Source organism: Sphingopyxis microcysteis (assembly GCF_012274265.1).
Lineage (GTDB): Bacteria > Pseudomonadota > Alphaproteobacteria > Sphingomonadales > Sphingomonadaceae > Sphingopyxis > Sphingopyxis microcysteis.
This window is the reverse complement of the sequence record NZ_JAANYY010000002.1, coordinates 679,074-703,432: the sequence shown is the minus strand read 5'-3', so window position 1 is coordinate 703,432 and position 24,359 is coordinate 679,074. Positions and strand designations below refer to the sequence as shown.

Below are 24,359 nucleotides of genomic sequence, written 5' to 3'. Positions count from 1 at the left end.
CGCGCATGAACCCCGCCCCCGACGCCCCGATCCTGTTCTTCGACTCCGGCCTTGGCGGCCTCACCGTCCTCGGCCCGACGCGGGCGCTGCTGCCGACCGCGCCGATCGTCTATGCCGCCGACTATGCCGGGCTGCCCTATGGCCAGAAAAGCGAGACCGAACTTGCGGCGCGCGTCCCGGCGCTGCTCGGGCGGCTTGTCGAACGCTATCAGCCCCGGCTGGCGGTGATCGCGTGCAACACTGCATCGACGATCGCGCTCGCCCATGTCCGCGCCGCGCTCGACCTGCCGATCGTCGGAACGGTACCGGCGATCAAGCCCGCGGCTGCCCTGTCGAAGACCGGGGTCATCGGGGTTCTCGGCACCGAAGCGACGGTCCGCCAGCCCTATGTCGATGACCTCAGCGCGCGCTTTGCGGGCGGCAAAACGGTGCTGCGCCACGGCAGTCCCGGGCTGGTCACCGGCGCGGAGGCCAAGCTGCGCGGCGAACCGGTCGATCCGACCGTCATCGCGCGCGCCATTGCGGGGCTCCGCGATCAAGAGCGCGGCGATGCGATCGACGTGATCGTGCTCGCCTGCACCCATTTTCCGCTGCTCGCGGATGAGCTTCAGGCGGCGGCCGGTCCCGCCGTGACCCTGATCGACGGCGCCGATGGCATCGCGCGGCGGATCGCCGCTTTGACGGAGGGCCAGCCCTGGCCCGCCTTCCCAACGCCCGGGGTCGCGGTTTTCACGCGCAGCATCGACCGGCCACCGCCGCCGCTCGCCACGCTCGCGCCCTATGGCATCGACCGGATCGAAACGATCTGACGCGTCACTCGCGCCCCGCCGCACACGCCGCGAGCCAGGTGCGATCCTCCGGCTGCGGCCCTTGTCCGCCCAGGCTGCGGACGCGCGGGATGCCCATGTTGGGCGTCACGCCCCGACAACTGGGCGGCGCATCGCTCGACGTGCTGAACAATCGACCGCGGCACTGGAACAGTCGTTCTTTCGACGGAGCCCATCCCACCTTGGCGGCATCTGGCGGCGCTCGACCGGGACAATAGCTGTCCGTCTCCGATCCCGGGTCGCCGCAGATCTTGTCGATCTGCGCCACGCCGCCCGTCACCGTGCCAACCAGCCGCTGTTCATAATAGGCGTTCGTCGCAAAATAGCGCTGGACGCCGCACAAGCGGTTCCCGCGCTGCGCGAGCAATTTGTACGAGCAGATTTCCGCCCCCCGATAAGTCTCGCAGGACATCCATGCGCCGTCGAACGGCGCAGGCGTCGACGCCGGGGCGGGAGCGGACACCCCTATCACGGCGGCAACCGCCCCCATGACAACAACCGGAAAACGGATCATGATCTTGCTCCTTCGCGCCACTTACGGTTCGCGCCTTAGCCGCCGGGCGTCAATGTACCGGTGCGATAGATCACAGTGATCGACGCAATGACTTGCGAATCGTTCTCACTGGATTTTGGCCCAATTCGCCGTTATTGGCCCGCCTGTTAATAGCCGCCCAGAACGAGCGGCGCGGGAACCTGACTGCGGGGCCGGACCTTGAACTATAACGACATCTTCGCTCGCGCGATCGACCGGCTGCACGAAGAGGGACGCTATCGCGTCTTCATCGACATCCTCCGCAACAAGGGCGCCTTTCCCAATGCGCGCTGCTTTGCCGGCCATAATGGTCCGAAGCCGATCACCGTCTGGTGCTCGAACGACTATCTCGCCATGGGCCAGCACCCCAAGGTCGTCGCCGCGATGGAAGAAGCGTTGCACGATGTCGGCGCCGGGTCGGGCGGTACGCGCAACATCGGCGGCAACACCCATTATCACATCGACCTCGAAGCCGAGCTTGCCGACCTCCACGGCAAGGAAGGCGCGCTGCTCTTCACCTCGGGCTATATCTCGAACGAAGCGACGCTTGGCACGCTGGGCAAACTCTTGCCCAATTGCATCATCTATTCGGACGAATTGAACCACGCCTCGATGATCGCGGGCATCCGCAATTCGGGCTGCGAAAAGCGCGTGTGGCGCCACAACGACCTCGCGCATCTCGAAGAACTGCTGGCGCAGGACGATCCCGACGCGGCCAAGCTGATCGCGTTCGAAAGCGTCTATTCGATGGATGGCGACGTCGCCCCGATCCACGCGATCTGCGACCTTGCCGACAAATATAATGCGCTGACCTATTGCGACGAAGTCCATGCGGTCGGCATGTACGGCCCGCGCGGCGGCGGTATCACCGACCGCGACGAAGCGGCGAGCCGCGTGACGATCATCGAGGGCACGCTCGGCAAGGCGTTCGGCGTGATGGGCGGCTATATCGCCGCCGACAAGAATATCATCGACGTGATCCGCAGCTATGCGCCGGGCTTCATCTTCACGACCAGCCTGTCGCCGGTGCTCGTCGCCGGGGTGCTCGCCAGCGTCCGCCACCTGAAAGAATCGAGTGTCGAACGCGACGCCCAGCAGGCCGCGGCAGCGTTTCTGAAGCAGAGCTTCCGCGACGCGGGCCTGCCGGTGATGGATTCGACGACGCACATCGTGCCGCTGATGGTCGGCGACCCGGTGCGCGCGAAGAAGATCAGCGACATCTTGCTCGCCGAATATGGCGTCTATGTGCAGCCGATCAATTTCCCGACCGTGCCGCGCGGCACCGAACGCCTGCGCTTCACCCCGGGTCCGGCGCACGACGAAGCGATGATGCGCGAGCTGACGCAGGCGCTCGTCGAAATCTGGGACCGGCTCGAACTGCGCAAGGCCGCGTAATTTGCGGTGGAGCGGTCTCCGTGCAGTAGTGATCGAACGGTTCGCGCCCGAACTGCGGAAACGGCTCGACATCCATAGCGCCGCTTATGGCAATTGTAGTTGCGGCCGCGCATGGCTGACGTTCGACGGCGACGTTATCGCGAATTTTTGTACACGCGCGCATTTCATCGCGAGCGGCATGGACACCTCAGCGGCTAAGCAAAACGCCATGTACCGGCACCAGTTCGCCGATTTCGGCGAGCTGAGCCGTCAGGATGCCTATCAGGCCTGCTGGGCATTCGTGCATGAGCTCTCGATCGAACAGGCGCTGAACGACGAAGATCCGTTGATCCAGTCGCTCGCCATCGCCGACGCCCGCATCGGCAAGCGGCGCCTCGTGCAACTCGATGCCACCATGCTGCACCGGCTGCCTGCTCATATACTGGAACTTCGCCGAACCATCCTGGGCCTCGATCGGCGCGACGCCGCGTGACGGGCGCGCTGACCTATGACGAGATCGTCGTCGGACGCCGCTCGATCCGCGGCTTCCTCGACAAGCCCGTCCCGAAGGCGCTGATCGCCGAGATCATCGAGGTCGCCATGCGCGCGCCTTCGTCCTACAACAACCAGTGCTGGAATTTCTCGGTCGTCACCGGCGCGCCGCTCGACGCGATCCGCCGCGGCAATACCGACGGCATCTTGGCGGGCAAGCCCGACAGCCGCGAATTTCGGACCTTCAATGTCGTCCCCGACGAACATCGCGGCCGCCAGGTCGAGGTCGCCAAACAATTGTTCGGTGCGATGGGCATCGACCGCGACGACAAGGCGGGGCGCCAGGATTGGGTGCTGCGGGGTTTTCGCCAGTTCGACGCGCCAGTCAGCATCGTCGTGACCTATGACCGCGTCCTGCTCGGCAGCGATATCGCGCCCTTCGACTGCGGCGCAGTGACCAACGCGCTGGTCAACGCCGCCTGGTCGCGCGGGCTCGGCTGCGTGATCAACAGTCAGGGCATCATGCAGTCGCCGGTGGTGCGCGAGCATGCGCATATCCCCGACGATCAAGTCATCATGATCTGCGTCGCGATGGGCTGGCCCGACGACGACTTTCCCGCCAACGCCGTGGTGTCGAACCGCAAGAGCGTCGAAGCGGCGGCGCGGTTCGTGGGGTTCGACGACTGATCTCGGAAATTCTCTCGGCCGCTGTCCAAGCTGTCATCGAGGTTTTGTTCGGAAAACGTCTCGACCAAGGCTTGCAGCAACACCGCTGGTTACAGTTCGGATGCCTTGCGGTTTTCGCGATTATTTTCGGCTTGGCCGTAGGCTACGCCGCCCGCGAGTTCATTTGATACTTGGCATGAGCGACCCGCCGGCAATGCGGCCCGTCCCGGGAGGGATGGACGGACCGCACCTGCGCCGGACGAAGGGGTCAGCCCGGCAGCAACACGCCATCGACGACGTGGATCACGCCGTTCGACTGCTTGACGTCGGCAATGGTGATCTGGGCCTTGCCGCCCTTGGCGTCGGTGACATACCATTTGCCGTCCTTGCCCCAGACGGTCAGCTTGGCGCCCTGAACGGTCGTCAGCGTCGCCTTGCCGCCGTTCGCCTGCGCATTGGCGGCCAGATCGGCGGCGGTCAGCGTGCCGGGCACGACATGATAGGTCAGCACTGCGGTCAGCGTGCCCTTGCTTTCGGGCTTCAGCAGCGTGTCGACGGTCCCGGCGGGCAGCTTGCCGAACGCGGCATTGGTCGGCGCAAAGACGGTGAACGGGCCGGGGCTGGCCAGCGTATCGACCAGTCCGGCGGCCTTGACCGCAGCGACCAACGTGGTGTGATCCTTTGAATTAATGGCATTCTCGACGATGTTCTTGCTTTCGTACATCGCGGCGCCGCCGACCATCGGGTTGGCAAGCGCGATGCCGCCACCGGCAACCATGACCAAAGCAGCAAGCGACGCGGAGAGTTTGGAAAGTTTCATCATACGATCCTCTGGTTTCTGGCACCCCGGAAATGCAGGATGCGGCGCAGCTACGGCGGCACCCCGTCACCGGATGCACAGAAAAGTCAGATCGTGATAATTTTTCCGGACGCGACCGCGGCGCTGCTGGGCGCCGGGTGCGGCGTCTTCGACACCGGCTCCATCGTGATCGCCAGCGTCGCGCCTTCGGTCATCAGCAGACGGTGCGGTGGCGGCATCGTCATTTCGGCCTCGCCCGCATGGCCGATCTGCCCGAGCGAGACGGGCGCGCCACCCTCGGGAATGACCCACAGTTCGGGCGCCAGCGCGCCGGGTTCGAAGCCGTGGATGCGCAACTGCATCAACCCGCTGGTCTGGTTGTAACGCGCCAGCACCAACGGCCCCGCAGCGTCGCTTTCGATCCGCGCGACCGCCAGCTGGGGGCTGGTCGGCACGGGTGACGGCACGGGCCGGGTGATCAGCACAAAGGCGAGCGCCGCCGCTACGGCGCCCGACAGCAGCGCCCCGGCGCGCCAGCGGCGCAAGCGCGTCTCGATCGCCGTAACCTTGTCGGCGGGCGCATCGGCTAGCCGCCGTTCGATCGCGTTCCACACCGCAGCGCCCGGTTCGGCGTCGGCCCACTCGCCATGCAACGGCGCCAGCTTCGCCTCCCACGCCGCGACCAGTGCCGCAAAGGCGGGATCGCTGAGCGACTGCCGTAGCGCGTCGGCGCGCGCTTGTCCCTCAAGCAGGCCGAGCGCCAGTTCGGCGGCGAGCGCGTCGCGCTCCTGATCGGGCGTCAGATGGTCATCCATCGCCAAGACAATCCTTCAGGCGCATGAGCCCGCGCCGTATCCAGCTTTTCATCGTTCCCAGCGGCACCTTCTCACGCTCCGCCAGTTCGGCATAAGTCGAACCATCGAAAAACGCCGACCGGATGCACGCGCGCGTTCGCGCCTCCAGCTCGTCCAGGCAGCGGTGCAACTGCTCCCCTTCTTCCGCCGCAACCAGCGACTGGTCGGCGCGCGGTGCCTCGTCGGCCACCGCAAAGGCCGCCTGTTCGGGCAAGCTATCGCGGGCGGCCCGCCCAGCCACCGACCGCCGCCAGTCGATCGCGCCGTTGCGCGCGATCGTCGCCAGCCAGGTGATCGGGCTGGCGCGCGTGGCATCGAACTGCCCCGCGCGTTCCCACACCTTGATATAGACGGTCTGCAAAACATCCTCCGCACTGGCCCTCTCGCCACAGATACGGAGGCATATTCCAAATAGTTTCGCGGCGGTCAGGTCGTACACTTGGCGCAGCGCCGCCTGATCGCCGCGCCCGACCGCAGCAAGCGCCGCCGCCAGTCGCATTCGCGCCTCGTCCGCGCTCGATGGCCATTGCATGTCGCTCACCGCGCCAAGTCGTAGAGCGATCACGGGATTATTCAAGCGCCAGGCGCCCGCATCATCCCCCAGAAATGCGGCCCGCCGCCCGGCACATCCCATTCCACCTGCGTGACAAAGCCCAGCCGCTCGTAAAGCGGCACATTTTCGGGCGTCGCGGTTTCCAGCCAGCAGGGCAGCCCGTCAGCGTCGGCAACCGCAGTTTGCGCGCGGATGATCCGCCCGCCCTGTCCTTTGCCCTGATGTTCAGTGCGCACGCCGACATAATGAAGGTACCAGAAGCGGCCCTGTGGTCGATGCGCGTCGATGCTGCCCTGCACCTTCAACCCGCGCGGCAAGGCGGTGCCGAAGGTCGCGATCAGCGGAAGGACGGTACGCAGAAATTCCAGCGTTCCGCCATGCGCCTGCCCCGGCGCGCGCCACAGCGCCGCCGCTTCGTCGCCCGCCGACCGCAGCGCCACCCCGGCGCGCATGTCGGCGGGAACCAGGGTATGGAAAAGGCTACGCAGCGCGCGAGCGCGTTGGCTGGGATCGGGCAAAATCCACGACAGCGCCGGATCGGTTTGGAAAGCCTGCGCCAGCGTTTCGATGAGCGCGGGCTGGTCTGCTACCGTTGCTTTGTCGATCTGATCCATTCGCCCCCCATCGTCATTGCGAGCGTAGCGAAGCAATCCAGAGCGGTTTACGCAAGCTCTGGATTGCTTCGCTGCGCTCGCAATGACGAGGAAGTCAGGTGATCAATCGCGGCAATAGCCTTCGCCGTCCTTTACCTTCAGGCAATCCTTCTTGCCCGCCAGATATTTGAGGCCGGTCGCATCGCCGGTCGATGCGGCGAGCGTCAGCGTTTCAGCACCGCGCGTGAAGGCAATTCCGCCGTCGCTGTCGCTGCCGTCATAAGCACCCTTGGTGTCGAGATCCGACTGCATCTCCAGCTTGTACTTGCCGGGTTCGCCGGGGGTGATCGTCACATACATGCCCTCGACCCCGGTCCATTTGCCCGCCCACGCCGCATAGCGGTGTGTAGCGGCCGCTTCCGCGCCATCGGGCGGGGCCGTTTCGACCGGAACCTCGGTCGTCGTCGTATCGGTCGGCGCGGGCGCTTCCGCCTTCTCGCATCCGCTCAGAACAACCAGCGCTGCTGCGCCGGCGAAAATCAGGCCTTGCTTTCGCATCTTGCGTCTCCTTCCCCAGTCCGAACGCGGCAAAGGAAACAAATATCCCGTCATTCGGCAAGAATTTCCGCATAATGGCCGGGATCGACATTGCCCCCCGACAGGGTGACGAGCGTTGCCTCACCCAATTCCACCTTGCCCGCCAGCACCGCGGCCAGCGCCGCCGCGCCGCCCGGTTCGACGACGAGGTGCAGCCGCTCGAACGCCACCCGCATCGCGTGCCGCACCTCGTCGCGGGTCACCGCGACCCCGCGCACGCCGCGCGCCTGCAGCACCGCAAAATTGATCGGCCAGGTCTGCGGCGTTTGTAGCGCGTCGCATTCGGTCGGATAGGCCAGGTCCTCGACCGACAGGATTTCGCCTGCTGCCAGCGAGCGCGTCACATCGTCCCAGCCCTCCGGCTCGACCGCGATGATCTCGGCATCGGGACACGCCAACGCCAGCCCGGCGGACAGTCCGCCGCCGCCGCAGCACGCCACCACCTTGTCGGGTCCCGCGATCCCGCGCGCCGCCAGCTGCGCCTGCGCTTCGATTCCGGCGCTCCCCTGCCCCTCGATGATCCACGGATCGCCATAGGCGTGGACCAATGTCCCGCCGCTCGCTTCGAGCAGTTTCGCCGCGACGGCATCACGCGATTCGGTCACGCGGTCGTACAGCACCACCTCGGCACCCAGCGCGCGCGTCGCCGCCAGCTTCATCTTGGGCGCATTACTCGGCATCACGATCGTCGCCTGGATGCCCAGCCGTTTCGCCGCCCAGGCGACGCCCTGCGCATGATTGCCGCTCGACACCCCGACCACGCCCGCCGCCGCCTGCTCGGGCGTCAGGTCGGTCAGCCGGTGCCAGGCGCCGCGAATCTTGAACGCACCGACCGGTTGCAGGTTTTCGGCTTTGCACCAGATCGTCCGCCCATCGATTTCTATCGGCAGCAGCGGCGTTTGCGGCAGCAACGCAGCGACTTTCGCAGCGGCGCGTTCAACCCCGGCAAGGGTCGGTGCACGGTCGGGACGGAGAAGGGCATCGGGGCTTTGCTGTGTCATGGCTTCGTCCTATAGGGCCGGGCATACAAGACAAGCCGCATAGGTAGGCGCAGGAGATTTTTCGATGAGCAAGGTTCTGGTGATCGGCGCAGGCGGCGTCGGTTCAGTCGCGGTGCACAAGATGGCGATGAACCCCGACATCTTTCCCGACATCACGCTGGCCAGCCGCCGCAAGTTCAAATGCGATGCCATCGCCGAGTCGGTGAAGGCGCGCACCGGCGTCACGATCAAGACCGCCGAGGTCGACGCCGACCATATCGACGCGACCGCGGCGCTGATCCGCGACATCGGCGCGACGCATGTCGTGAACCTCGCGCTGCCCTATCAGGACCTCACCATCATGGAGGCGTGCCTGTCGACCGGCGCGCATTATCTCGACACCGCCAATTACGAGCCGCGCGACGAGGCGAAGTTCGAATATCATTGGCAATGGGCGTACCACGACCGCTTCAAGGACGCGGGGCTGATGGCGCTGCTCGGCTCGGGCTTCGACCCCGGCGTGACGAGCGTGTTCACGACCTGGCTCAAGAAACATCATTTCGACCGCATCGATACGCTCGACATTCTCGACTGCAATGGCGGCGACCATGGCCAGCATTTCGCGACCAATTTCAATCCCGAGATCAACATCCGCGAAGTGACCGCGGTCGCGCGCCACTGGGAAAATGGCGACTGGGTCGAAACCCCGCCGATGTCGGTGAAGCAGCAGTTCGATTTCGAGGCCGTGGGCCCCAAAAATATGTACCTCATGTATCATGAGGAGATCGAAAGCCTGAAGACGCACCTGCCCGAAATCCAGCGTATCCGGTTCTGGATGACCTTTGGCGACGCCTATATCCAGCACCTCACCGTGCTGCAGAATGTCGGCATGACGCGGATCGACCCGGTGATCTACGAGGGCCGCGAGATCATCCCGCTCCAATTCCTCAAAGCCGTGCTCCCCGAACCGTCGAGCCTCGGCGAGACGACCAAGGGTAAGACCAACATCGGCGTCATCGCGACCGGTCTCGGCAAGGACGGCAAGGAAAAGACGCTCTATCTCTACAATATCTGCGACCATGAGGATGCCTATGCCGAAACGGGCAATCAGGCGGTGAGCTACACCACCGGTGTCCCGGCGATGATCGGCGCTGCGATGATGGTCACCGGCGCGTGGAGCGGCAACGGCGTGTTCAACATGGAACAGATGGACCCCGATCCCTTCATGGACATGCTGATGGAACACGGTCTGCCGTGGCAGGTGAAGGAACTGGACGGGCCGCTGAACTTTTAAGTCCGACCGCAACCCTCAATTCCGTTCGTGCTGAGCCTGTCGAAGCACCGTTCTTTCTTTGAGCGTCACAAGAAAGAGCGGCCCTTCGACAAGCTCAGGGCGAACGGGCTATGGGTCTTCCGTCCGCGATTCCCGCCGGACGAAGGATAAGCCATGACCGCCTATCTCGCCCCCATCGGCCTGCTCATCATCTCGAATATCTTCATGACCTTTGCCTGGTATGGGCACCTCGGCGATATGTCGCGGCCGCTGTGGCTGGCGGTGCTGATCGCGTGGGGGATAGCCTTCTTCGAATATTGCCTCGCGGTCCCCGCCAACCGCATCGGTTATGCCGTTTATACCGCTGCCGAACTCAAGACCTTGCAGGAAGTCATCACCCTCGTCATATTCGCCGGGTTCGCGGTCTTCTGGCTCGGTGAGAAGCTGACGGTGAACCATCTCGTCGGCTTTGGCCTGATTGCGGCGGGGGCATTCTTCATCTTTAAAGGCCCGATTGCGGTCGCATAGGAACCGATAAGCCATGGAAACCCGTGCCGGCGATCCCGGAGCTTTCGCAAGCTTCGACCTCAGCCGTGTCCCCTCGCCCGCATTTGTCGTCGATGCCGCAAAGGTTCGCGCGAACCTGTCGGTGCTGCGCCATATCGGCGACGCATCGGGCGCGCGCGTGCTTGCGGCGCTCAAGGCGTTCTCGATGTGGTCGCTGGGGCCGACGATTGCCGAATATCTCGATGGCGTCTGCGCGTCCGGCCTGTACGAAGCCAGGCTGGGCCGCGCCGAATATGGCGGCGAAGTCGCAACCTATTGCGCGGGCTACAAGGAAGCCGACCTGCCCGAAATCGCCGCGCTCTCGGACCATCTGATCTTCAACTCGCCGGGGCAGATCGCGCGCTTTCGCCCCTTGCTCGACGACCTTCGCGCGCAGGGCGTGGCCTTCGACATCGGCCTGCGCATCAATCCGATGCACAGCGAGGGTGAAGTCGCGAAATACGACCCCGCGGCACCGTGCAGCCGCCTCGGCTTTCCGATCACTCAGCTGCTCCCCGAACATATGGAGGGCGTCGATGGCGTCCATATGCACAGCCTGTGCGAACAGGATTTCCCGCCGCTGCAACGCACCTGGGACGCCGTCCAGCCGATGCTGCGGCCCTTTTTCGGCCAGCTCAAATGGATCAATTTCGGCGGTGGTCATCATGTCACGCGCGCCGATTATCAGGTCGACGACCTGATCGCCTTTCTCAAACAGGTGCGCGCCGCGACCGACTGCGACGTGATGATCGAACCCGGCGAAGCGATCGCGCTCGACGCCGGAATCCTCGTTGGCGAGATCCTCGACCTCTTCGACAATGGCATGCCGATCGGGATCACCGACATTTCGGCGACCTGCCATATGCCCGACGTGATCGAAGCCCCCTATCGCCCCGCGCTGCTGGGCGAAGGCAGCGAGGGCATGCCGACGCGGCTCGGTGGTCCCTCTTGCCTCGCGGGCGATGTCATCGGCGATTACCGCCTCCCCGGCGGCGCGCGCATCGGCCAGCGCTTCGCTTTCTTCGACCAGGCGCATTATTCGATGGTCAAGACCAACACCTTCAACGGCGTCCCGCTGCCGTCGATCTGGCTGTGGGACAGCGAAACCGACGAGCTCCGGCTGATCCGCGAATTTGGGTATGAAGACTTCAAAACGCGGTTGAGTTGAGTCGATCCTCCCTGTCGCGCCGCGATGGGGAGGGGGACCGCCCGCGCAGCGAGTGGTGGAGGGGCGGCGACTTCGGCGCCAAAGCCCCTCCGTCAGCGCTCCGCGCTGCCACCTCCCCATCGCGGCGCGACAGGGAGGATCAGCTTGCCGCAATCTCCGCCAGCGCCGCGTGAATGTCGCTCACGACCACCGAACCCTCGCCGACCGACGACGCCACGCGTTTCACCGATCCCTTGCGCACGTCGCCGATGGCATAGATGCGCGGCCAGCTGGTCTCATAGCGGCTTGGCATCCGGTCGAGCGACCAGCCGGCCTTGACCAGCTCCATCGGCGCAATGTCGGCACCCGTCTTCACGAAGCCGCGCTCGTCGCACACCATTTCCTTCGGCAACCAGCCGGTATTTGGGCTCGCGCCGAGAAACAGGAACAGGAAGCCGCAGTCGCAATGCCCTTCGTCGCCACTCTCGCGGTCGCGATAGGTCAGCCCACCCAGCCGATCCTCGCCATGTAGCGCAACGACGTCGGTCGATCCGATGATCTCGATATTCGGATGTTCTTCCAGCCGCTTGACCAGATATTCCGACATCGTTTCGCGCAGGCTCTTGCGGCGGAAGATGACATAGACCTTCTTTGCGACGCTCGCGAGATAGATCGCCCCCTGCCCCGCCGAATTGCCCGATCCGACGACGGTCACCTCGGCATTGCCGCAGAGCTGCGCCTCCATTGGCGTCGCGCCATAATAGATGCCGCGGCCTTCATACGCCTCGATACCGTCGATCGGCAGCCGCTGATATTGCGCGCCCGATGCGACCACCACCGCGCGGCTGCGCAGCCTCCGCCCGTCGGCCAGGTGCAGGCAATAGGCGTCCGCGTCGCGCGCGATCGACGCCGCGCGCACCGGGGCGGCGATCCGCGCACCGAATTTCTGCGCCTGCACCGTCGCGCGGCGTGCCAGTTCGTTCCCCGAAATGCCCGTCGGAAAGCCGAGGTAATTTTCGATCTTCGACGATGTGCCGGCCTGTCCGCCCGGCGCCAGCGAATCGAGCGCGATCACGGTCAGCCCCTCGGACGCCGCATAGACCGCCGCCGCGAGACCGCCCGGACCACTGCCCACGACCAGCACGTCGGCGGTCGCGCCGTCGGGCAGCAAATCGAGCCCCAGCGCCGCCGCGAGCTGTTCGGGTGTCGGCTGGACGAGCATATCCGACGCGCCGAGGATCACCACCGGCAGCTGATCCTCGGCAAGGTCGCGCTCGGCGAGCAGGTGCGCGGGGACGGGTCCATCGGCGGGATCGAACCAGCGATGTGCGACACCATGCTTCGCGAGCAGGTCGCGCAGCGCATAGACGCTGCGGTCGAGCGCCGCGCCGATCACGATTGTCGCGGCAAAACCACGCTGGTTGCTGAATTCGCGCCGCGCCGACAGCACGCGGACGAAGATGTCGGAGTAATGCGAATTGCCCGCGATCAACCGCTGGAAATCGGCGTGCTTGATGCGCAATATCTCGCCATCAGCGCCCATTTCGACGCGCGAGAGGTGGCGCTGTCCGGTCAGCACCGACAGATCGCCCGCGAACTGCCCGCGCTCCATCCAGCCGACGCGCTTTGGCCCCTCATCGGTCGCGGCAAAGATGTCGGTGTGGCCCGACAGGGTGATGATGCAATCGGGCGCCATCGTCCCTTCGGCGACCAGCAGGTCGCCCGCCTTGTGCGACTTGACGGTGCCAAAGGCGCACAGCTCGTCGATCTCGGCGTCGCTGAACGTGTGATTCACATCGGCGGGAGAAACCATGAGCTGCCAGCATCCCTTCATCGTCAACCCGGCGAAGGCCGGGATCTCAACGTCGCGTCCCTATGCACCGTCGAAATCCCGGACTTCACCGGGATGACGAACATAATCGGGACTCAGCCTAGCTGACAGGCGATTGTTTGTCGCGTCTTTGCCCCGCTCGGCGCACCGCTGCCCCGTTTCGCCCCGACCGTTACGTGCCTATTACAAAATTGCGCGATGGGGTCTTTACAGGGGGGACCCCCCTCAATATATCGCCCTCCGCTGCCCCAGGGGGACTTCCAATAACCGCAAGGCAGCCTTGTCGTTTACCGTTACACTTTTGGGGGTCCCTTGCATTGCACCAGCATCATAGCGCCCACGGGCTGATTCAGGCACTTTCGCCGGTCGAACCTGTCACGCTTGTCCGCCCGCACGCCGCGCGGCGCGCAGCGCGTTTCTTCATCGACCGCTTTCCCGGCACGACCCTTTATGCGGTCAAGGCGAATCCGTCGCCCGACCTTTTGCGCGTCCTGTGGGATTCGGGCGTCACCCATTATGACGTCGCCTCGATCGCCGAAGTGCGGCTGGCCGCGCGCACGCTCCCCGAAGCGACGCTCTGCTTCATGCATCCGGTTAAGGCCGAGGAAGCGATTTCCGAAGCCTATTGGAAGCATGGCGTGCGCACCTTCTCGCTCGACACGATGGACGAACTCGAAAAGATCGTCCGCGCGACCGAAGGCGCAACCGACCTCAACCTGCTCGTCCGCCTGCGCGTCTCGTCAGACCATTCGAAGCTCAGCCTCGCGGCCAAGTTCGGCGCCGAAGCCGATGAAGTCGTCGAGCTGCTGATGGCGACCCGTCAAGCCGCCGACGCGCTCGGCATCTGCTTCCACGTCGGCAGCCAGGCGATGACGCCGCATGCTTATGCGCAGGCGATGGAGCGCGTCCGCGCCGCGATCGTCGCAGCGTCGGTCACCGTCGACATCATCGATGTCGGGGGCGGCTTTCCGTCGTCCTATCCGGGCATGGAGCCGCCGCCGCTCGGCGCCTATTTCGATACCATCCACCGCAGCTTTGAAAGCCTGCCGATCAGCTATTCGGCCGAACTGTGGTGCGAACCGGGCCGCGCACTGTCGGCGGAGTACAGCTCGCTGATCGTCCGCGTCGAAAAGCGCCGCGGCGACGAGCTCTATATCAACGACGGTGCCTATGGCGCGCTGTTCGATGCCGCGCATGTCGGCTGGCGTTTCCCGGTCTCGCTGCTGCGCGACGGCGGCAGCGATGCCGAGATGGTGCCGTTCAGCTTCTATGGCCCGACCTGCGACGACCTCGACCATATGGCGGGGCCGTTCTTCTTGCCGGCAGACATCAAGGCGGGCGATTTCATCGAAATCGGCATGCTCGGCGCCTATGGCTGCGCGATGCGGACCAAGTTCAACGGCTTTGGCGCGGACGAGACCCATGTCGTCAGCGACGAACCGATGGCCAGCCTCTACACCGGCGAAGTCGAACAGGAACGCCGCAGCGCGACGGTGACCAAGCTGTTCTGATCGCCGCCGCGCGGCGGTCGGTTCACATCGCGGCGATGCGGGGGATGACGTAATCGGCGTCGCGCCCGACGCCGCGCAGCGTCGCCGATGCAAAGCCGTTTTGGCCCGAAAGCCCGACAAAGCCGAGCCCGCGGACGGCGGTCGATACGCCGCGGCGATGCAGCGGCTGGCCATGCGCGTCGAGCGCGCCCGACGGGCTGAGGAAATCCATCGCGTGGCGAAAGCCGGTGGCAAAAATGACCGCGTCGATCCGCTCCTCGGTGCCGTCGGGCCACAGAACGCCGTCGGGACTGAAGGCACGGAACATCGGCCGCGTCGCGGGGCGATTGGCCCGCAACGCAGCCTTGTATCGCCCGTCGTCGACGATCGGCACGCCATGATCGGAAAACAGGTTGAGACTGTTCAGGCGCAGCCTGTCGAACCACCAATGGACGTCGCGGCCGAGCACCCGTTGCGGCAGAAAGCGAATGCGGTCGCGGACTGCCAGCGTGACGTCGGCATGCCCGGAGAGCTCGACCGCGATCTGTACCGCCGAATTGCCGGCCCCGACGACGATCACGCGCTGGCCGCGAAAGGCGTCGGGGCTGCGATAATCCGACGAATGCAGGACACGCCCGCGAAAATCGCCCTGCCCCGCCAGCGTCGGCATGTTCGGTGTCCCGAACGCGCCCGATGCGACGACCAGTTTCCGCGCGCGGATGGCCTGCCCGCCGCCGATGTCGGCCGAAAAGCCGCCAGCATCGCGCGTCACCGCCGCGACGCGCGTTGCCAGCCGCACGGGAAAGGCGAAATGCCCCGCATAGCGCTCCAGATAATCGACGACATCGTCGCGCCGTGGATAGGCATAAGGCTCCCCCGGCATCGCCAGGTCGGGCAGCGACGAATATCGCACCGGCGAAAACAGCTCGAGGCTGTCATAATAGTGCCGCCACGATCCACCGACCGAAGGCGCGGCGTCGACCAGCAGGAAGTCGGCGCACGATCGCTGCAAGCGGCGCGCCGCTGCCAGACCCGCCTGCCCGGCCCCGATCACCAGAAAATCGACGTCGCTCATGCGGTGGCCCGCGCGGCAAAGCCGTGCCGCAACCGGTCGTCGCCATCGGCAAATTTGGGCACATTCAGCCACAGCCGCAGCAGGTGCCGCTTTTCGTCGGGCGCGTCCCAATCCTCATAATCGGTGCGCGCATGCAGCACGACCGAGTTTTTGAGGAACTGCATGTCGCCTTCCTGAAAATTCATGTCGAGCGCCATGCCGGGCTCGAAGGGCAGCCATTCGAGCAGGTCGAGCAGGCTCTGCTCATCGTCGGTCAGCGCCGCGATCTCGGGAAAATCCTCGGCGGCATTGCGGATATACCAGGTCAGCAGCATCATCCGGAAAATCCCGCCATCGCGGCTGACGATTGGATAACGGAAGGTCTGGGGACCATCGGGCCCCAATTGTCCGTGCGCATGATGGTGGAATTCGCGCTCCATCAGCGGGGCGAGCTCCGGGCGCCGCGCGACGACCTGGTTATACACCTCGACCGACGAGCAGATGCGACTGACCCCGCCTGCCCGCGCACCGCGCAGGCAGAGCAGCCCGATGATGTCGGCACCATCGGTGTGAAAGGCCAGCTCGGCGCGCGTTTTGTACAGGCGGACATTGTGATCGCTGGCCGGTGCGCCGGTGTCGCGAATGTCGACCAGCATCTCGCCCGCCGGATTCTGCGCGGCCGGCTGGCCGAGATGCAGCCCGATCAGCCAATAGGCCGCCGCCGCGACCTCGCGCCCGATGCGCCGCACCGGAAGCCCGCGGATCAGCACCATGCCATGGCCGCCATCGATCCGGGCGCGCCAATCATCCAGCGCCGCCTCAAGCCCGGTCAGCGGGTAATCGCGGCGCGCCAGCTCCCGCAGCGGCACGCCCGCTGCAACCGCCAATTGCGCCGCCGTCACGACCGCCCCTATTTCGGCTTCATCGAGCAGGTAGAGCCACTGCTCGGGCCGGTTTTGCAATGCCTCGCCGCGCCACGGCGCGGGCGACGTCACGATTGATACCATTTTCCGTCCTTCCAATCCTTTGCGCGCAGGACGTGCATCCTTCGCGCTCGCTTTGATTCTATATTTCCGGAATTATCGAATTAAACAGGACGGTCAATTCATATTTCGATCTCCATCGAAATATATCACGCCTCTGCGCTTGCACATTTTCACCGGGGCGCCCTTGCAAAAAACGCTCCGGCACTCGAAAGTCGCCGCGACGTCGCAGCAACGGGGGCGGAATGCAGGACGATCTGATCGACCGAATCTATGAATGCTCGGTGGTGCCCGAGGCGTGGCCGGCGGTGCTCGACGATGTCGCGGCGCTGTCGGGGGCCGTTGGCGGCCTCTTGTTCTCGGCCCGCAAGGCGCTGAATTGGACCGCGTCGGATCGGGTCGCCGATGTGTTTGCCGAATATGTCAACGACGGCTGGTTCGGAAAATGCAGCCGCCGCGTCTGCCTGATGAGCCAGGACGCGCCGTCCTTCTTTGTCGAACATGATTTCTGGAGCGACGCGGAAATCGACGCCGACCCCGTGTATCGAGATTTCTTTCGCCCGCGTGGCCTCGGCTGGTCGGCGGGGACCGGGCTGCAGGTGCCGACGGGCGACAATATCGTGTTCAGCGTCGAACGCCCCTTTACCGATGACCCGGTCGACCCGGACAGCGTCGCGCGGCTTAACATGATCCGGCCCCACCTGGCGCGCAGCGCGCTGGTCAGTGCGCGGCTCCAGCACAAGCGCGCGCAGGGCGCGAGCGAAGCCCTGACCGCGCTCCAGCTCCCCGCCTTTTTGCTCAAGGCGACTGGAGAGGTGGCGGAAATCAGCCCGCTAGCCGCCGACCTCAGCGACCATGTCGTACAGGGCGCGTACGGACGCCTGCGTCTGCGCGACGGCCAGGCCGACCGGATTTTGACCGACGCCATCGCTGCGCTCGATCGGGATGCCGGCGACATGGTCCGCTCCTTTCCAGTGCGCGGCGACGATGGCCTGCCCCGTCTCGTCGCGCACGTCATTCCCGTTCGGCGCGGCGCGCATGATGTGTTCGGCGACAGTTTTGCGCTCCTGCTGCTTATCCCCGTCGCGGCCGACCGGGCGCCGAGCGCGACGTTGATGAAATCGCTGTTCGACCTGACGCCCGCCGAGGCGCGCGTCGCGCGCGGCATCGCCGCGGGCGAAACACCCGAGGCGCTCGCGACCGAAGGCGATGTGGCAATCAGCACGGTGCGAACCCAGCTTCGCCGCGTACTGGAAAAGACGGGCTGCGCGCGGCAGGCCGATCTCGCGGCGCTGCTGGCGCGGATCGGCGCGAGCGCGCCCGGCTGATCCGCGCGCCCATCCTTCATATGGAGGATGCGGCTTGCCGCCGAATCGGGTCTTATCCTTCCACTGGCGGCGTTTCTGCGACCCACATCTCCGTCAGTCGGCGGCGTCCTTGTCCCCGCGGTTTCGGCCCCGGGTGCCGGGGGCGCCGTCGATCGCGAATAGATGTTGCTGACGCCGGAACTCGGGGGCGCTAAGCCAGTCGGCCCATGCGTCCCTTTCACCACCTCCTCATCAACAATCTGATCGCCAACATCACCAACTTCACGGTGTGGTTTGCGATCACGTTCTGGATCTTCCTCGAAACGCGGTCGGTGTTCGCGACGGGGATGATCGCGGGCATCTATCTGGTGCTCACCGGGGCGCTGGGCATCTGGTTCGGCAGCCTGGTCGATCATCATCGCAAGCGCAGCATGATGCTGGTCTCCAGCATCGCGTCGCTGGCGATATATGCCGCCGCGCTCGGCGCCTATGCGATCGATCCCGCTATTCGCGTCGCCGCGACCGACAGCGTCGCGCTATGGCTGTTCGTCCTCTTGACGATGCTCGGCGTCATCGTCGGCAATATTCGCATGATCGCGCTGCCAACGCTCGTCACCCTGCTCGTGCCCGCCGATCGGCGCGACAAGGCGAACGGGCTGGTCGGGATGGTCAGCGGCATCGGTTTCCTGACAACCTCAGCGATCAGCGGTTTCCTCGTCGCATGGGGCGGGATGGTCGCGACCCTCGCCGTCGCTATCATCTTCTCGCTCGTCGCCGCGCTCCACCTCCTGTTCGTATCTGTCGACGAGCCGCGCGAAGCCGATGCACATGACGCGCCGCGCCGGATCGATCTCGCTGGCACATTTCGCGTCGTGCGCGCCATTCCGGGGCTGTTCGCGCTGATCCTGTTCGCGGCGTTTAACAATCTGCTCGGCGGCGTCTTTATGGCGCTGATGGACGCTTATGGCCTGTCGTTGATGAAGGTCGAGCAATGGGGGCTGCTCTGGGCCTTTGTATCCTGCGCCTTCATTCTCGCGGGGATGGTGATCGCGCGCACCGGCCTTGGCGCCAATCCGGTGCGCACGCTGCTGCTTGTCAACCTGATCGTATGGGCGGTTGCGGCCGTGTTCACGATCCAGTCGTCGATCATCCTGCTGACGATCGGTTGCTTCATCTGGCTTTTCCTCGGCCCCTATGCCGAAGCCGCCGAGCAGACCACGTTGCAGAAGGTGGTGCCGTTCGAGCGGCAGGGCCGCGTCTTCGGCTTTGCCCAATCGGTCGAACAGGCGGCCTCGCCGCTGACCGCTTTCCTCATCGCCCCGCTGACCCAGTTCCTCTTCGTCCCGCTGATGACCAGCGGCGCGGGGGCCGAGATGATCGGCGACTGGTACGGGCGCGGTGCCGAACGTGGCATTGCGATCGTGTTCACGATCACCGGCCTGTTCGGCGTGCTGGCGACGCTCGCGGCGTTCCGGTCGCAAGCCTATCGCCAGATTTCCGCAGCCTATGCGGCGGGAGCGCCGCTCGACGAGAATGCCGCCCAGCAATAGGGACGACCGATTGCCTTTTCGGTTTCCTTCTGCAACCATTCTGGCCGAGTTGGGAAATGGAGAGGCATAGGATGGCATCGAAGTCGAACCAGTTGGGGGCCACCGCGTGACCATGCTGTCCGGCATCCGTATCGTCGACCTCACCACCGTGATTTTTGGCCCCTATGCGACGCAAATGCTCGCCGATCTTGGCGCCGAGGTGATCAAGGTCGAAACGCCGGGAACGGGGGACATCTCGCGCTATCTGGGCAGCGGGGTTCCCGATCCGACGATGGGATCGATCCATCTGACGGTGAATCGCGGCAAGCGCTCGATCGCGCTCGACCTCAAAAAACCCGACGATGCCGCGGTGCTCCGCGACCTCGTCGCCACCGCCGACGTGTTTTTCCACAATGTCCGCGGCAAGGCGATCGCCAAGCTGGGGTTCGACTATGCCGGCTGCAAGGCGATCAAGGACGACATCATCTATGTCCATGGCACCGGCTTCGGGCAGGACGGCCCCTATGCCGATCTCCAGGCCTATGACGATGTCATCCAGGCCGCGACCGGCACCACCAGCCTGCTGCCGCGCGTCGATGGCGACCCGCGCCCGCGCTATTTCCCGTCGCTGATCGCCGACAAGATCGCGGGACAGTTCGGCACGCAGGCCATTCTCGCGGCGCTGATCCACAAGCTGCGCACCGGCGAGGGACAGGCAGTCGAGGTGCCGATGTTCGAATGTTTTGCATCGTTCATGCTGACCGAACATCTGCGCGACGCCGCGCTCGACCCGCCGCTCGGTCTCGCGGGCTATCCGCGCCAGCTCGATCCGACGCGCCAGCCCTTTCCAACGAGCGACGGCTATCTTGCGATCGTTCCCTACACCCCCGAATCGACCGCGCGGCTGATGGCAATCCTCGGCAGCGCGGGGCTGACCGAAACGCCCGAGTTCGAGGCGGCGAAGGCGAAGGGCCAGCATATGCCGATCGTTTACCGCGAGATCGCGCGCAAGACCCCGGCCAAGACAACCGCCGAATGGCTGGCGCTGTTCGCGGCAAACGACATCCCCGCGATGGCGGCGCGCGACCTGCAGGACATCAAGGACGATCCGCATTTCTCCGCGACCGGCTTTTTCCGGCCGCGCGTCCACCCCGACGTCGGCGCGTTCCACGAAATGCAGCCGCCGGTGAAATATGGCGCCGCGCCCGCCCGCGACCTCGGCCTTGCGCCAAAGGTCGATGGCGATGGCGCCGCGATCCGCGCCGAACTCGCCGCCCGGCAGGGCTGAATTTCGGCGATTGCATTGCGGCGCGCGCGCCCTAGCATCGCGTCCATTCTGGGAGGGGGAACAAAATGCCTGAAAATCTGCTGGCACCCGGCGCGGTCCTCGCGCTGTGGACACTCATCATGCTCGGCTGGGTCGCCGTCACCCGTTTTTCGGCGATGTCGAAAGCGGGCGTCGACCTCAGCGCCGCGCCGCCAGGCGGGCGCGGGGTCGACCTGGAAAATGTGCTGCCGCCGACGATCAACTGGAAATCGCACAATTATACGCATCTGCTCGAACAGCCGACGCTGTTCTACGCCGTGATCATCTTTCTGCACCTGTCGGGGGGCAGCACCGATCTGACGCGCGGGCTTGCATGGGCCTATGTCGTGCTGCGCATCGTCCACAGCCTCTGGCAGGCGACGGTCAACCGGATCCCGGTGCGCTTCGCGATCTTTGCGCTGGCGACCTTCTGTCTGATCGCGCTGGCTTTGCTGGCGGTGATCGCCACATTGGGTTGAGGGGAGACAATATATGGATACGAACGACATTCTTGGGCCGGTCGCCACGCTCGCGCTTTGGTCGATGACCATGTGGGTGTGGATGTATGCGACACGCATTCCCGCCATGCAGCGCGCCAAGATCGACGCGAAGAATCTGGTGGGGACGACCGGCAGGGGGCTCGACGATGTCTTGCCTGCCGAAGTGCAGTGGAAGGCGCACAACTACAACCATCTGATGGAACAGCCGACGGTGTTCTACGCGGTCGCGATCGCGCTGGCGGTCGGCGGCATGGGCGGCGGACTCAACGCCCAGCTCGCCTGGGCCTATGTGGTCTTGCGGATCGTTCACAGCCTGATCCAAGTGACGGTCAACCGCGTGATGTGGCGCTTCCTGGTGTTCGCCTTGGCCAGCCTCGCGCTGCTCGCGCTGTGCGTCCATGCGTTTATGGGGTTTGTGCTGAATTGAGTTGATGGCTGTCGCCCCCGCGAAGGCGGGGGCCGCTGGCAGCCTTGCGCTACGCCGACGGCGGCCCCCGCCTCCGCGGGGGCGACGGTTTACTTCGAAAACCGCGCCGCCAGCTCGACATGCGTCGACCAGCGGAACTGCCCGACCGGCTGCACCCAATCGAGCGTGTAACCGTCCGCGACCAGCAGCTTTGCGTCGCGCGCGAAGCTCGCCGGGTTACAACTGACATAGGCGATCACCGGCGTGTCCGCAGCCGCCAGCTGCACCACCTGCTCCTCCGCCCCCGCGCGCGGCGGGTCGAGGATCACCGCGCCAAAGCGGTTCAATTCCGCCGGGATCAACGGGCGACGGAACAGGTCGCGATGCTCGGTCGCGACGAGCGCCCGCGCCCGGTTGGCAGCGCCCATCAGCGCGGCAATCGCATCGCGCGCGCCCTCGGCGGCATAAACTTTGCGGCCCTGCTGGATCGAGAGCGCGAATGTCCCCACCCCGGCGAACAGATCGGCGACCGCGCCGGCATCGCCAATCGCCCTCGTCACCGCGTCGACCAGCGCGGCCTGCCCGGCCGTTGTCGCCTGGAGAAACGCGAAAGGCGGCACTTCGACCGTCACGTCGCCGAAAACAACCGTCGGCGGCTCGGGCTGCCACAGCGTTTCCAGCCCATATCCCTGATCGACCGCCAGCCGCGCGAGCGCGTGCGCGCCCGCAAAATCCTGCAGCGCCATCGCCGCGTCCAGCCCCTCGGCCTTTACGCCCTCCAGCACCAACTCGACCCCCTGATCGAGCATCTGGAGCTTGACCTTCACCGGCCGCCTTGGCGGCGCTATGTCCGCCAGTAGGTCGCGCAGCGGCGCGATCAGCGCGAACAATTCGGGCAGCAGCAGCGGGCATTCGCGCATGTCGACGATCTGGTTGCTCTGCGCCGCGTTGAACCCGATCGCGACCTGCTTGCCGGTGCGCAGCGCGGTCAGCGCCGCGCGGCGGCGGCTCTGCGGCGCCGACAGCTGCGCGGGCAACACCTCGCCAACCGGCACATCTTGCCCCGCCAGCGCCCCGACCACCCGGTCGTGCACAAAATCGGCGAGCGCACTTTCAGCAACATGTTGCAACTCGCACCCGCCGCATTTGCCGAAATGGCGGCACGGCGGCTCGGCGCGGTTCGGGCCCGGAATGATGATCCCGTCGTCGCGTACCCTGTCGCCGGGCACCGCACCGGCAACGTGGCGGCCATCGCCGGTCACGCCATCGCCGCGCGCGGCGATGCGCTCGATCAGCGCGCTGTTGCTCATTTCATTCCCTAACCAGATCGTCGGCGACAAGGCCGCGGCCTATACGCGCGGCCTTTGCGATATGCCACCCCACCGCCGCCACCGCAGCGTCAAACGCGTCGCCGCCTTTCGCCAGCATCGCCCCGCACGCCCCCGCCAGGACGTCGCCGGTCCCCGCTGTCGCCAGCCAGGGGCTGCCCGGCCACGCCGCAGCGACCCGGCCATCGGGGGCCGCGATCACCGTATCGGCGCCCTTGTAAACGACCACCGCCCCCGTGCGCACCGCCGCGGCCTTCGCGCGGTCGATCTTGCTGCCGTAGAGTTCGGGAAAGATACGCGCAAACTCGCCTTCGTGCGGGGTCAATATCGCTTTGCCCGGCGTCTCGCACAGGCGCGGCAACGCCGCGGCGATCGCGGCCGCGTCGAGCACCAGCGGCTTGCCCGAATCGAGTGCCGCTTCGACATCGAACAACAGTTCATCGCCCGCCGGAAAGCCCGGTCCGATCACGACCGCCCCGACGCGCGGATCGCTCAGCCGCTCGCCGAACCGCGCGTCGCTTTCGGTGATGATCGCGGCGAACGGCGCGCGTTCGCTGCCCTCCAGCACAACATAGCCTGCCCCTGCGCGGAGCGCCGCCGCCGCCGCCAGTCCGGCGGCGCCGGGCATCGGGCCCGCAAAAACCAGCACCATCCCCCGGTCGAACTTGTGCGCCGCCGCAGCGGGGCGTGCGACCTTCGGCCTCGGCAGCGTCCGCATCGCGGCCGGCGCGGAAATCCCGATCGGTGCAAGCAGCACCCGACCGCACGCGGGCGCCGTGGGCAGGAGGACATGGGCTGGCTTCAACGCGCCCAGCGCCAGCGTGACGGCGGCGGGCAGCGGCGGCATCCAGTCGGCGTTTCCGTCGCTCTCCACGCCGCTCGGCACATCGACCGCCAGCACACGCTGCCCCGCGAAACGGCGAAGCACGGCCGCAAGATCGTCGGTCAGCGGCCGCGACAGCCCGACCCCGAACAGCGCATCGACAATCACCGGCGCCGCCGCCAGCCTGCCATCGATCGGTTCGACCGGGCCGCTCCACGCGCCGCGCGCCGCCTTTGCCAGATCCGTCGCGGGCTCCGTCAAGGCCGCAACCCGCACCGCCGCGCCGCGCGCCGCCAGCAACCGCGCCGCCACATAGCCGTCACCGCCATTATTGCCGGGTCCGCACAGGATCAGCACCGGCGCGCCCGCTGCCATCCGCCACGCGGTGTCGGCCACCGCCGCCCCGGCGCGCTCCATCAGTTCGGCGAGCGACGTCCCCTGTACTGCGCAGGCGGCCTCCGCCTCGCGCATCGCGGCGCTGGTCAGGATCGGGGCGTCGGCGGGGATGGACATGGTTGGGGAGATTATCACGGCCAGCAAAAATGTCTCGGTGGAAGCAATCGCTCGCT

General features: G+C 65.7%; 25 protein-coding genes. 13 read left to right on the top strand and 12 right to left on the bottom strand.

The genetic code is table 11. The features are described 5' to 3' along the window. Positions 1-5: 5 nt before the first annotated feature. Positions 6-809 (top strand): glutamate racemase, encoded by an 804-nt coding sequence (murI, locus tag G9408_RS03385; RefSeq protein ID WP_168452684.1) that lies wholly within the window; start codon positions 6-8, stop codon positions 807-809. Between the two features lie 4 nt (positions 810-813). On the opposite strand, the gene G9408_RS03380 is transcribed toward murI, so the two are convergent. Beyond that, complete coding sequence (locus tag G9408_RS03380) at positions 814-1,341, bottom strand: hypothetical protein (protein ID WP_168452683.1); 528 nt, start codon at positions 1,339-1,341, stop codon at positions 814-816. A 198-nt stretch (positions 1,342-1,539) separates the two neighbouring features. Between G9408_RS03380 and hemA the strand changes: the two genes are divergently transcribed. Genes hemA through G9408_RS03365 form a run of 3 tightly spaced genes read left to right on the top strand, consistent with a single transcriptional unit; the run spans position 1,540 to position 3,912 of the window. Next, positions 1,540-2,754 carry a 5-aminolevulinate synthase gene (hemA, locus tag G9408_RS03375; protein ID WP_168452682.1) on the top strand — a complete coding sequence of 405 codons (1,215 nt, stop codon included), beginning with the start codon at positions 1,540-1,542 and terminating at the stop codon, positions 2,752-2,754. A 1-nt stretch (position 2,755) separates the two neighbouring features. Continuing rightward, a complete protein-coding gene (locus G9408_RS03370) occupies positions 2,756-3,226 on the top strand; it encodes an SF0329 family protein (RefSeq protein ID WP_168452681.1) in 471 nt (156 codons plus the stop codon). Then, complete coding sequence (locus G9408_RS03365; protein ID WP_168452680.1) at positions 3,223-3,912, top strand: nitroreductase; 690 nt, start codon at positions 3,223-3,225, stop codon at positions 3,910-3,912. The genes G9408_RS03370 and G9408_RS03365 overlap by 4 nt, the downstream gene beginning before the upstream one ends. A gap of 247 nt (positions 3,913-4,159) precedes the next feature. On the opposite strand, the gene G9408_RS03360 is transcribed toward G9408_RS03365, so the two are convergent. From G9408_RS03360 to G9408_RS03335, 6 genes are all read right to left on the bottom strand, one after another. After that, positions 4,160-4,669, bottom strand: coding sequence for a fasciclin domain-containing protein (locus G9408_RS03360; RefSeq protein WP_408021866.1), 510 nt, complete (start codon positions 4,667-4,669; stop codon positions 4,160-4,162). 128 nt (positions 4,670-4,797) lie between these two features. After that, complete coding sequence (locus G9408_RS03355; protein ID WP_168452678.1) at positions 4,798-5,505, bottom strand: anti-sigma factor; 708 nt, start codon at positions 5,503-5,505, stop codon at positions 4,798-4,800. After that, a complete protein-coding gene (locus tag G9408_RS03350; RefSeq protein WP_168453430.1) occupies positions 5,498-6,076 on the bottom strand; it encodes a sigma-70 family RNA polymerase sigma factor in 579 nt (192 codons plus the stop codon). The genes G9408_RS03355 and G9408_RS03350 overlap by 8 nt, the downstream gene beginning before the upstream one ends. A gap of 41 nt (positions 6,077-6,117) precedes the next feature. Then, positions 6,118-6,711 carry a GNAT family N-acetyltransferase gene (locus G9408_RS03345; protein WP_168452677.1) on the bottom strand — a complete coding sequence of 198 codons (594 nt, stop codon included), beginning with the start codon at positions 6,709-6,711 and terminating at the stop codon, positions 6,118-6,120. Between the two features lie 102 nt (positions 6,712-6,813). Further along, a complete protein-coding gene (locus tag G9408_RS03340) occupies positions 6,814-7,248 on the bottom strand; it encodes a hypothetical protein (RefSeq protein ID WP_168452676.1) in 435 nt (144 codons plus the stop codon). Positions 7,249-7,298: 50 nt separating this feature from the next. Then, a complete protein-coding gene (locus tag G9408_RS03335) occupies positions 7,299-8,288 on the bottom strand; it encodes a threonine ammonia-lyase (RefSeq protein WP_168452675.1) in 990 nt (329 codons plus the stop codon). A gap of 64 nt (positions 8,289-8,352) precedes the next feature. Between G9408_RS03335 and G9408_RS03330 the strand changes: the two genes are divergently transcribed. The 3 genes from G9408_RS03330 to G9408_RS03320 all read left to right on the top strand — a co-directional run bounded on the left by G9408_RS03330 (position 8,353) and on the right by G9408_RS03320 (position 11,254). Beyond that, a complete protein-coding gene (locus G9408_RS03330; RefSeq protein ID WP_168452674.1) occupies positions 8,353-9,561 on the top strand; it encodes a saccharopine dehydrogenase family protein in 1,209 nt (402 codons plus the stop codon). Positions 9,562-9,714: 153 nt separating this feature from the next. Further along, a complete protein-coding gene (locus G9408_RS03325) occupies positions 9,715-10,068 on the top strand; it encodes a DMT family protein (protein ID WP_120216515.1) in 354 nt (117 codons plus the stop codon). A gap of 13 nt (positions 10,069-10,081) precedes the next feature. Then, entirely contained in the window at positions 10,082-11,254 is a 1,173-nt protein-coding gene (locus G9408_RS03320; RefSeq protein ID WP_168452673.1) for a carboxynorspermidine decarboxylase, read from the top strand. Positions 11,255-11,393: 139 nt separating this feature from the next. Here G9408_RS03320 and G9408_RS03315 read toward each other — a convergent pair whose 3' ends face one another. Next, on the bottom strand, positions 11,394-13,046 hold the full coding sequence (locus tag G9408_RS03315; RefSeq protein ID WP_210423168.1) for an FAD-dependent oxidoreductase: 1,653 nt from the start codon (positions 13,044-13,046) through the stop codon (positions 11,394-11,396). A 335-nt stretch (positions 13,047-13,381) separates the two neighbouring features. Here G9408_RS03315 and G9408_RS03310 point away from each other — a divergent pair, with 335 nt between their 5' ends. Next, complete coding sequence (locus tag G9408_RS03310; protein ID WP_168452671.1) at positions 13,382-14,575, top strand: type III PLP-dependent enzyme; 1,194 nt, start codon at positions 13,382-13,384, stop codon at positions 14,573-14,575. 22 nt (positions 14,576-14,597) lie between these two features. On the opposite strand, the gene G9408_RS03305 is transcribed toward G9408_RS03310, so the two are convergent. Together G9408_RS03305 and G9408_RS03300 are read right to left on the bottom strand one after the other, a co-directional pair. Continuing rightward, a complete protein-coding gene (locus G9408_RS03305) occupies positions 14,598-15,629 on the bottom strand; it encodes an NAD(P)-binding domain-containing protein (RefSeq protein ID WP_168452670.1) in 1,032 nt (343 codons plus the stop codon). Then, positions 15,626-16,615: a TauD/TfdA family dioxygenase gene (locus G9408_RS03300; RefSeq protein ID WP_168452669.1), complete on the bottom strand. Its 990-nt coding sequence runs from the start codon at positions 16,613-16,615 to the stop codon at positions 15,626-15,628. Before G9408_RS03300 ends, G9408_RS03305 begins: the two co-directional genes overlap by 4 nt. 221 nt (positions 16,616-16,836) lie before the next feature. Between G9408_RS03300 and G9408_RS03295 the strand changes: the two genes are divergently transcribed. From G9408_RS03295 to G9408_RS03275, 5 genes are all read left to right on the top strand, one after another. Then, entirely contained in the window at positions 16,837-17,919 is a 1,083-nt protein-coding gene (locus G9408_RS03295; RefSeq protein WP_168452668.1) for a helix-turn-helix transcriptional regulator, read from the top strand. A 206-nt stretch (positions 17,920-18,125) separates the two neighbouring features. Continuing rightward, positions 18,126-19,448, top strand: a complete 1,323-nt coding sequence (locus G9408_RS03290) for an MFS transporter (RefSeq protein WP_168452667.1) — start codon at positions 18,126-18,128, stop codon at positions 19,446-19,448. Positions 19,449-19,560: 112 nt separating this feature from the next. Continuing rightward, complete coding sequence (locus G9408_RS03285; protein ID WP_210423235.1) at positions 19,561-20,715, top strand: CaiB/BaiF CoA transferase family protein; 1,155 nt, start codon at positions 19,561-19,563, stop codon at positions 20,713-20,715. Positions 20,716-20,780: 65 nt separating this feature from the next. Beyond that, positions 20,781-21,212 carry an MAPEG family protein gene (locus G9408_RS03280; protein WP_120216524.1) on the top strand — a complete coding sequence of 144 codons (432 nt, stop codon included), beginning with the start codon at positions 20,781-20,783 and terminating at the stop codon, positions 21,210-21,212. Positions 21,213-21,225: 13 nt separating this feature from the next. After that, positions 21,226-21,660: an MAPEG family protein gene (locus G9408_RS03275; protein WP_168452665.1), complete on the top strand. Its 435-nt coding sequence runs from the start codon at positions 21,226-21,228 to the stop codon at positions 21,658-21,660. Positions 21,661-21,749: 89 nt separating this feature from the next. Here the strand turns inward: G9408_RS03275 and G9408_RS03270 are convergent, their stop codons facing one another. Continuing rightward, positions 21,750-22,949 (bottom strand): class I SAM-dependent RNA methyltransferase, encoded by a 1,200-nt coding sequence (locus tag G9408_RS03270; protein ID WP_168452664.1) that lies wholly within the window; start codon positions 22,947-22,949, stop codon positions 21,750-21,752. Between the two features lies 1 nt (position 22,950). Next, positions 22,951-24,303, bottom strand: a complete 1,353-nt coding sequence (locus G9408_RS03265; protein ID WP_168452663.1) for an NAD(P)H-hydrate dehydratase — start codon at positions 24,301-24,303, stop codon at positions 22,951-22,953. Positions 24,304-24,359: the final 56 nt, after the last annotated feature.

Bases quoted from the DNA above. Each gene is read 5' to 3' on its own strand.
- murI (WP_168452684.1), top strand. From the start codon at position 6: ATGAACCCCGCCCCCGACGCCCCGATCCTGTTCTTCGACTCCGGCCTT.
- G9408_RS03380 (WP_168452683.1), bottom strand. From the start codon at position 1,341: ATGATCCGTTTTCCGGTTGTTGTCATGGGGGCGGTTGCCGCCGTGATA.
- G9408_RS03360 (WP_408021866.1), bottom strand. From the start codon at position 4,669: ATGGTTGCCGGTGGCGGCATCGCGCTTGCCAACCCGATGGTCGGCGGC.
- G9408_RS03355 (WP_168452678.1), bottom strand. From the start codon at position 5,505: ATGGATGACCATCTGACGCCCGATCAGGAGCGCGACGCGCTCGCCGCC.
- G9408_RS03350 (WP_168453430.1), bottom strand. From the start codon at position 6,076: ATGCAATGGCCATCGAGCGCGGACGAGGCGCGAATGCGACTGGCGGCG.
- G9408_RS03345 (WP_168452677.1), bottom strand. From the start codon at position 6,711: ATGGATCAGATCGACAAAGCAACGGTAGCAGACCAGCCCGCGCTCATC.
- G9408_RS03340 (WP_168452676.1), bottom strand. From the start codon at position 7,248: ATGCGAAAGCAAGGCCTGATTTTCGCCGGCGCAGCAGCGCTGGTTGTT.
- G9408_RS03335 (WP_168452675.1), bottom strand. From the start codon at position 8,288: ATGACACAGCAAAGCCCCGATGCCCTTCTCCGTCCCGACCGTGCACCG.
- G9408_RS03330 (WP_168452674.1), top strand. From the start codon at position 8,353: ATGAGCAAGGTTCTGGTGATCGGCGCAGGCGGCGTCGGTTCAGTCGCG.
- G9408_RS03325 (WP_120216515.1), top strand. From the start codon at position 9,715: ATGACCGCCTATCTCGCCCCCATCGGCCTGCTCATCATCTCGAATATC.
- G9408_RS03320 (WP_168452673.1), top strand. From the start codon at position 10,082: ATGGAAACCCGTGCCGGCGATCCCGGAGCTTTCGCAAGCTTCGACCTC.
- G9408_RS03315 (WP_210423168.1), bottom strand. From the start codon at position 13,046: ATGGTTTCTCCCGCCGATGTGAATCACACGTTCAGCGACGCCGAGATC.
- G9408_RS03305 (WP_168452670.1), bottom strand. From the start codon at position 15,629: ATGAGCGACGTCGATTTTCTGGTGATCGGGGCCGGGCAGGCGGGTCTG.
- G9408_RS03300 (WP_168452669.1), bottom strand. From the start codon at position 16,615: ATGGTATCAATCGTGACGTCGCCCGCGCCGTGGCGCGGCGAGGCATTG.
- G9408_RS03295 (WP_168452668.1), top strand. From the start codon at position 16,837: ATGCAGGACGATCTGATCGACCGAATCTATGAATGCTCGGTGGTGCCC.
- G9408_RS03290 (WP_168452667.1), top strand. From the start codon at position 18,126: ATGCGTCCCTTTCACCACCTCCTCATCAACAATCTGATCGCCAACATC.
- G9408_RS03285 (WP_210423235.1), top strand. From the start codon at position 19,561: ATGCTGTCCGGCATCCGTATCGTCGACCTCACCACCGTGATTTTTGGC.
- G9408_RS03280 (WP_120216524.1), top strand. From the start codon at position 20,781: ATGCCTGAAAATCTGCTGGCACCCGGCGCGGTCCTCGCGCTGTGGACA.
- G9408_RS03275 (WP_168452665.1), top strand. From the start codon at position 21,226: ATGGATACGAACGACATTCTTGGGCCGGTCGCCACGCTCGCGCTTTGG.
- G9408_RS03270 (WP_168452664.1), bottom strand. From the start codon at position 22,949: ATGAGCAACAGCGCGCTGATCGAGCGCATCGCCGCGCGCGGCGATGGC.
- G9408_RS03265 (WP_168452663.1), bottom strand. From the start codon at position 24,303: ATGTCCATCCCCGCCGACGCCCCGATCCTGACCAGCGCCGCGATGCGC.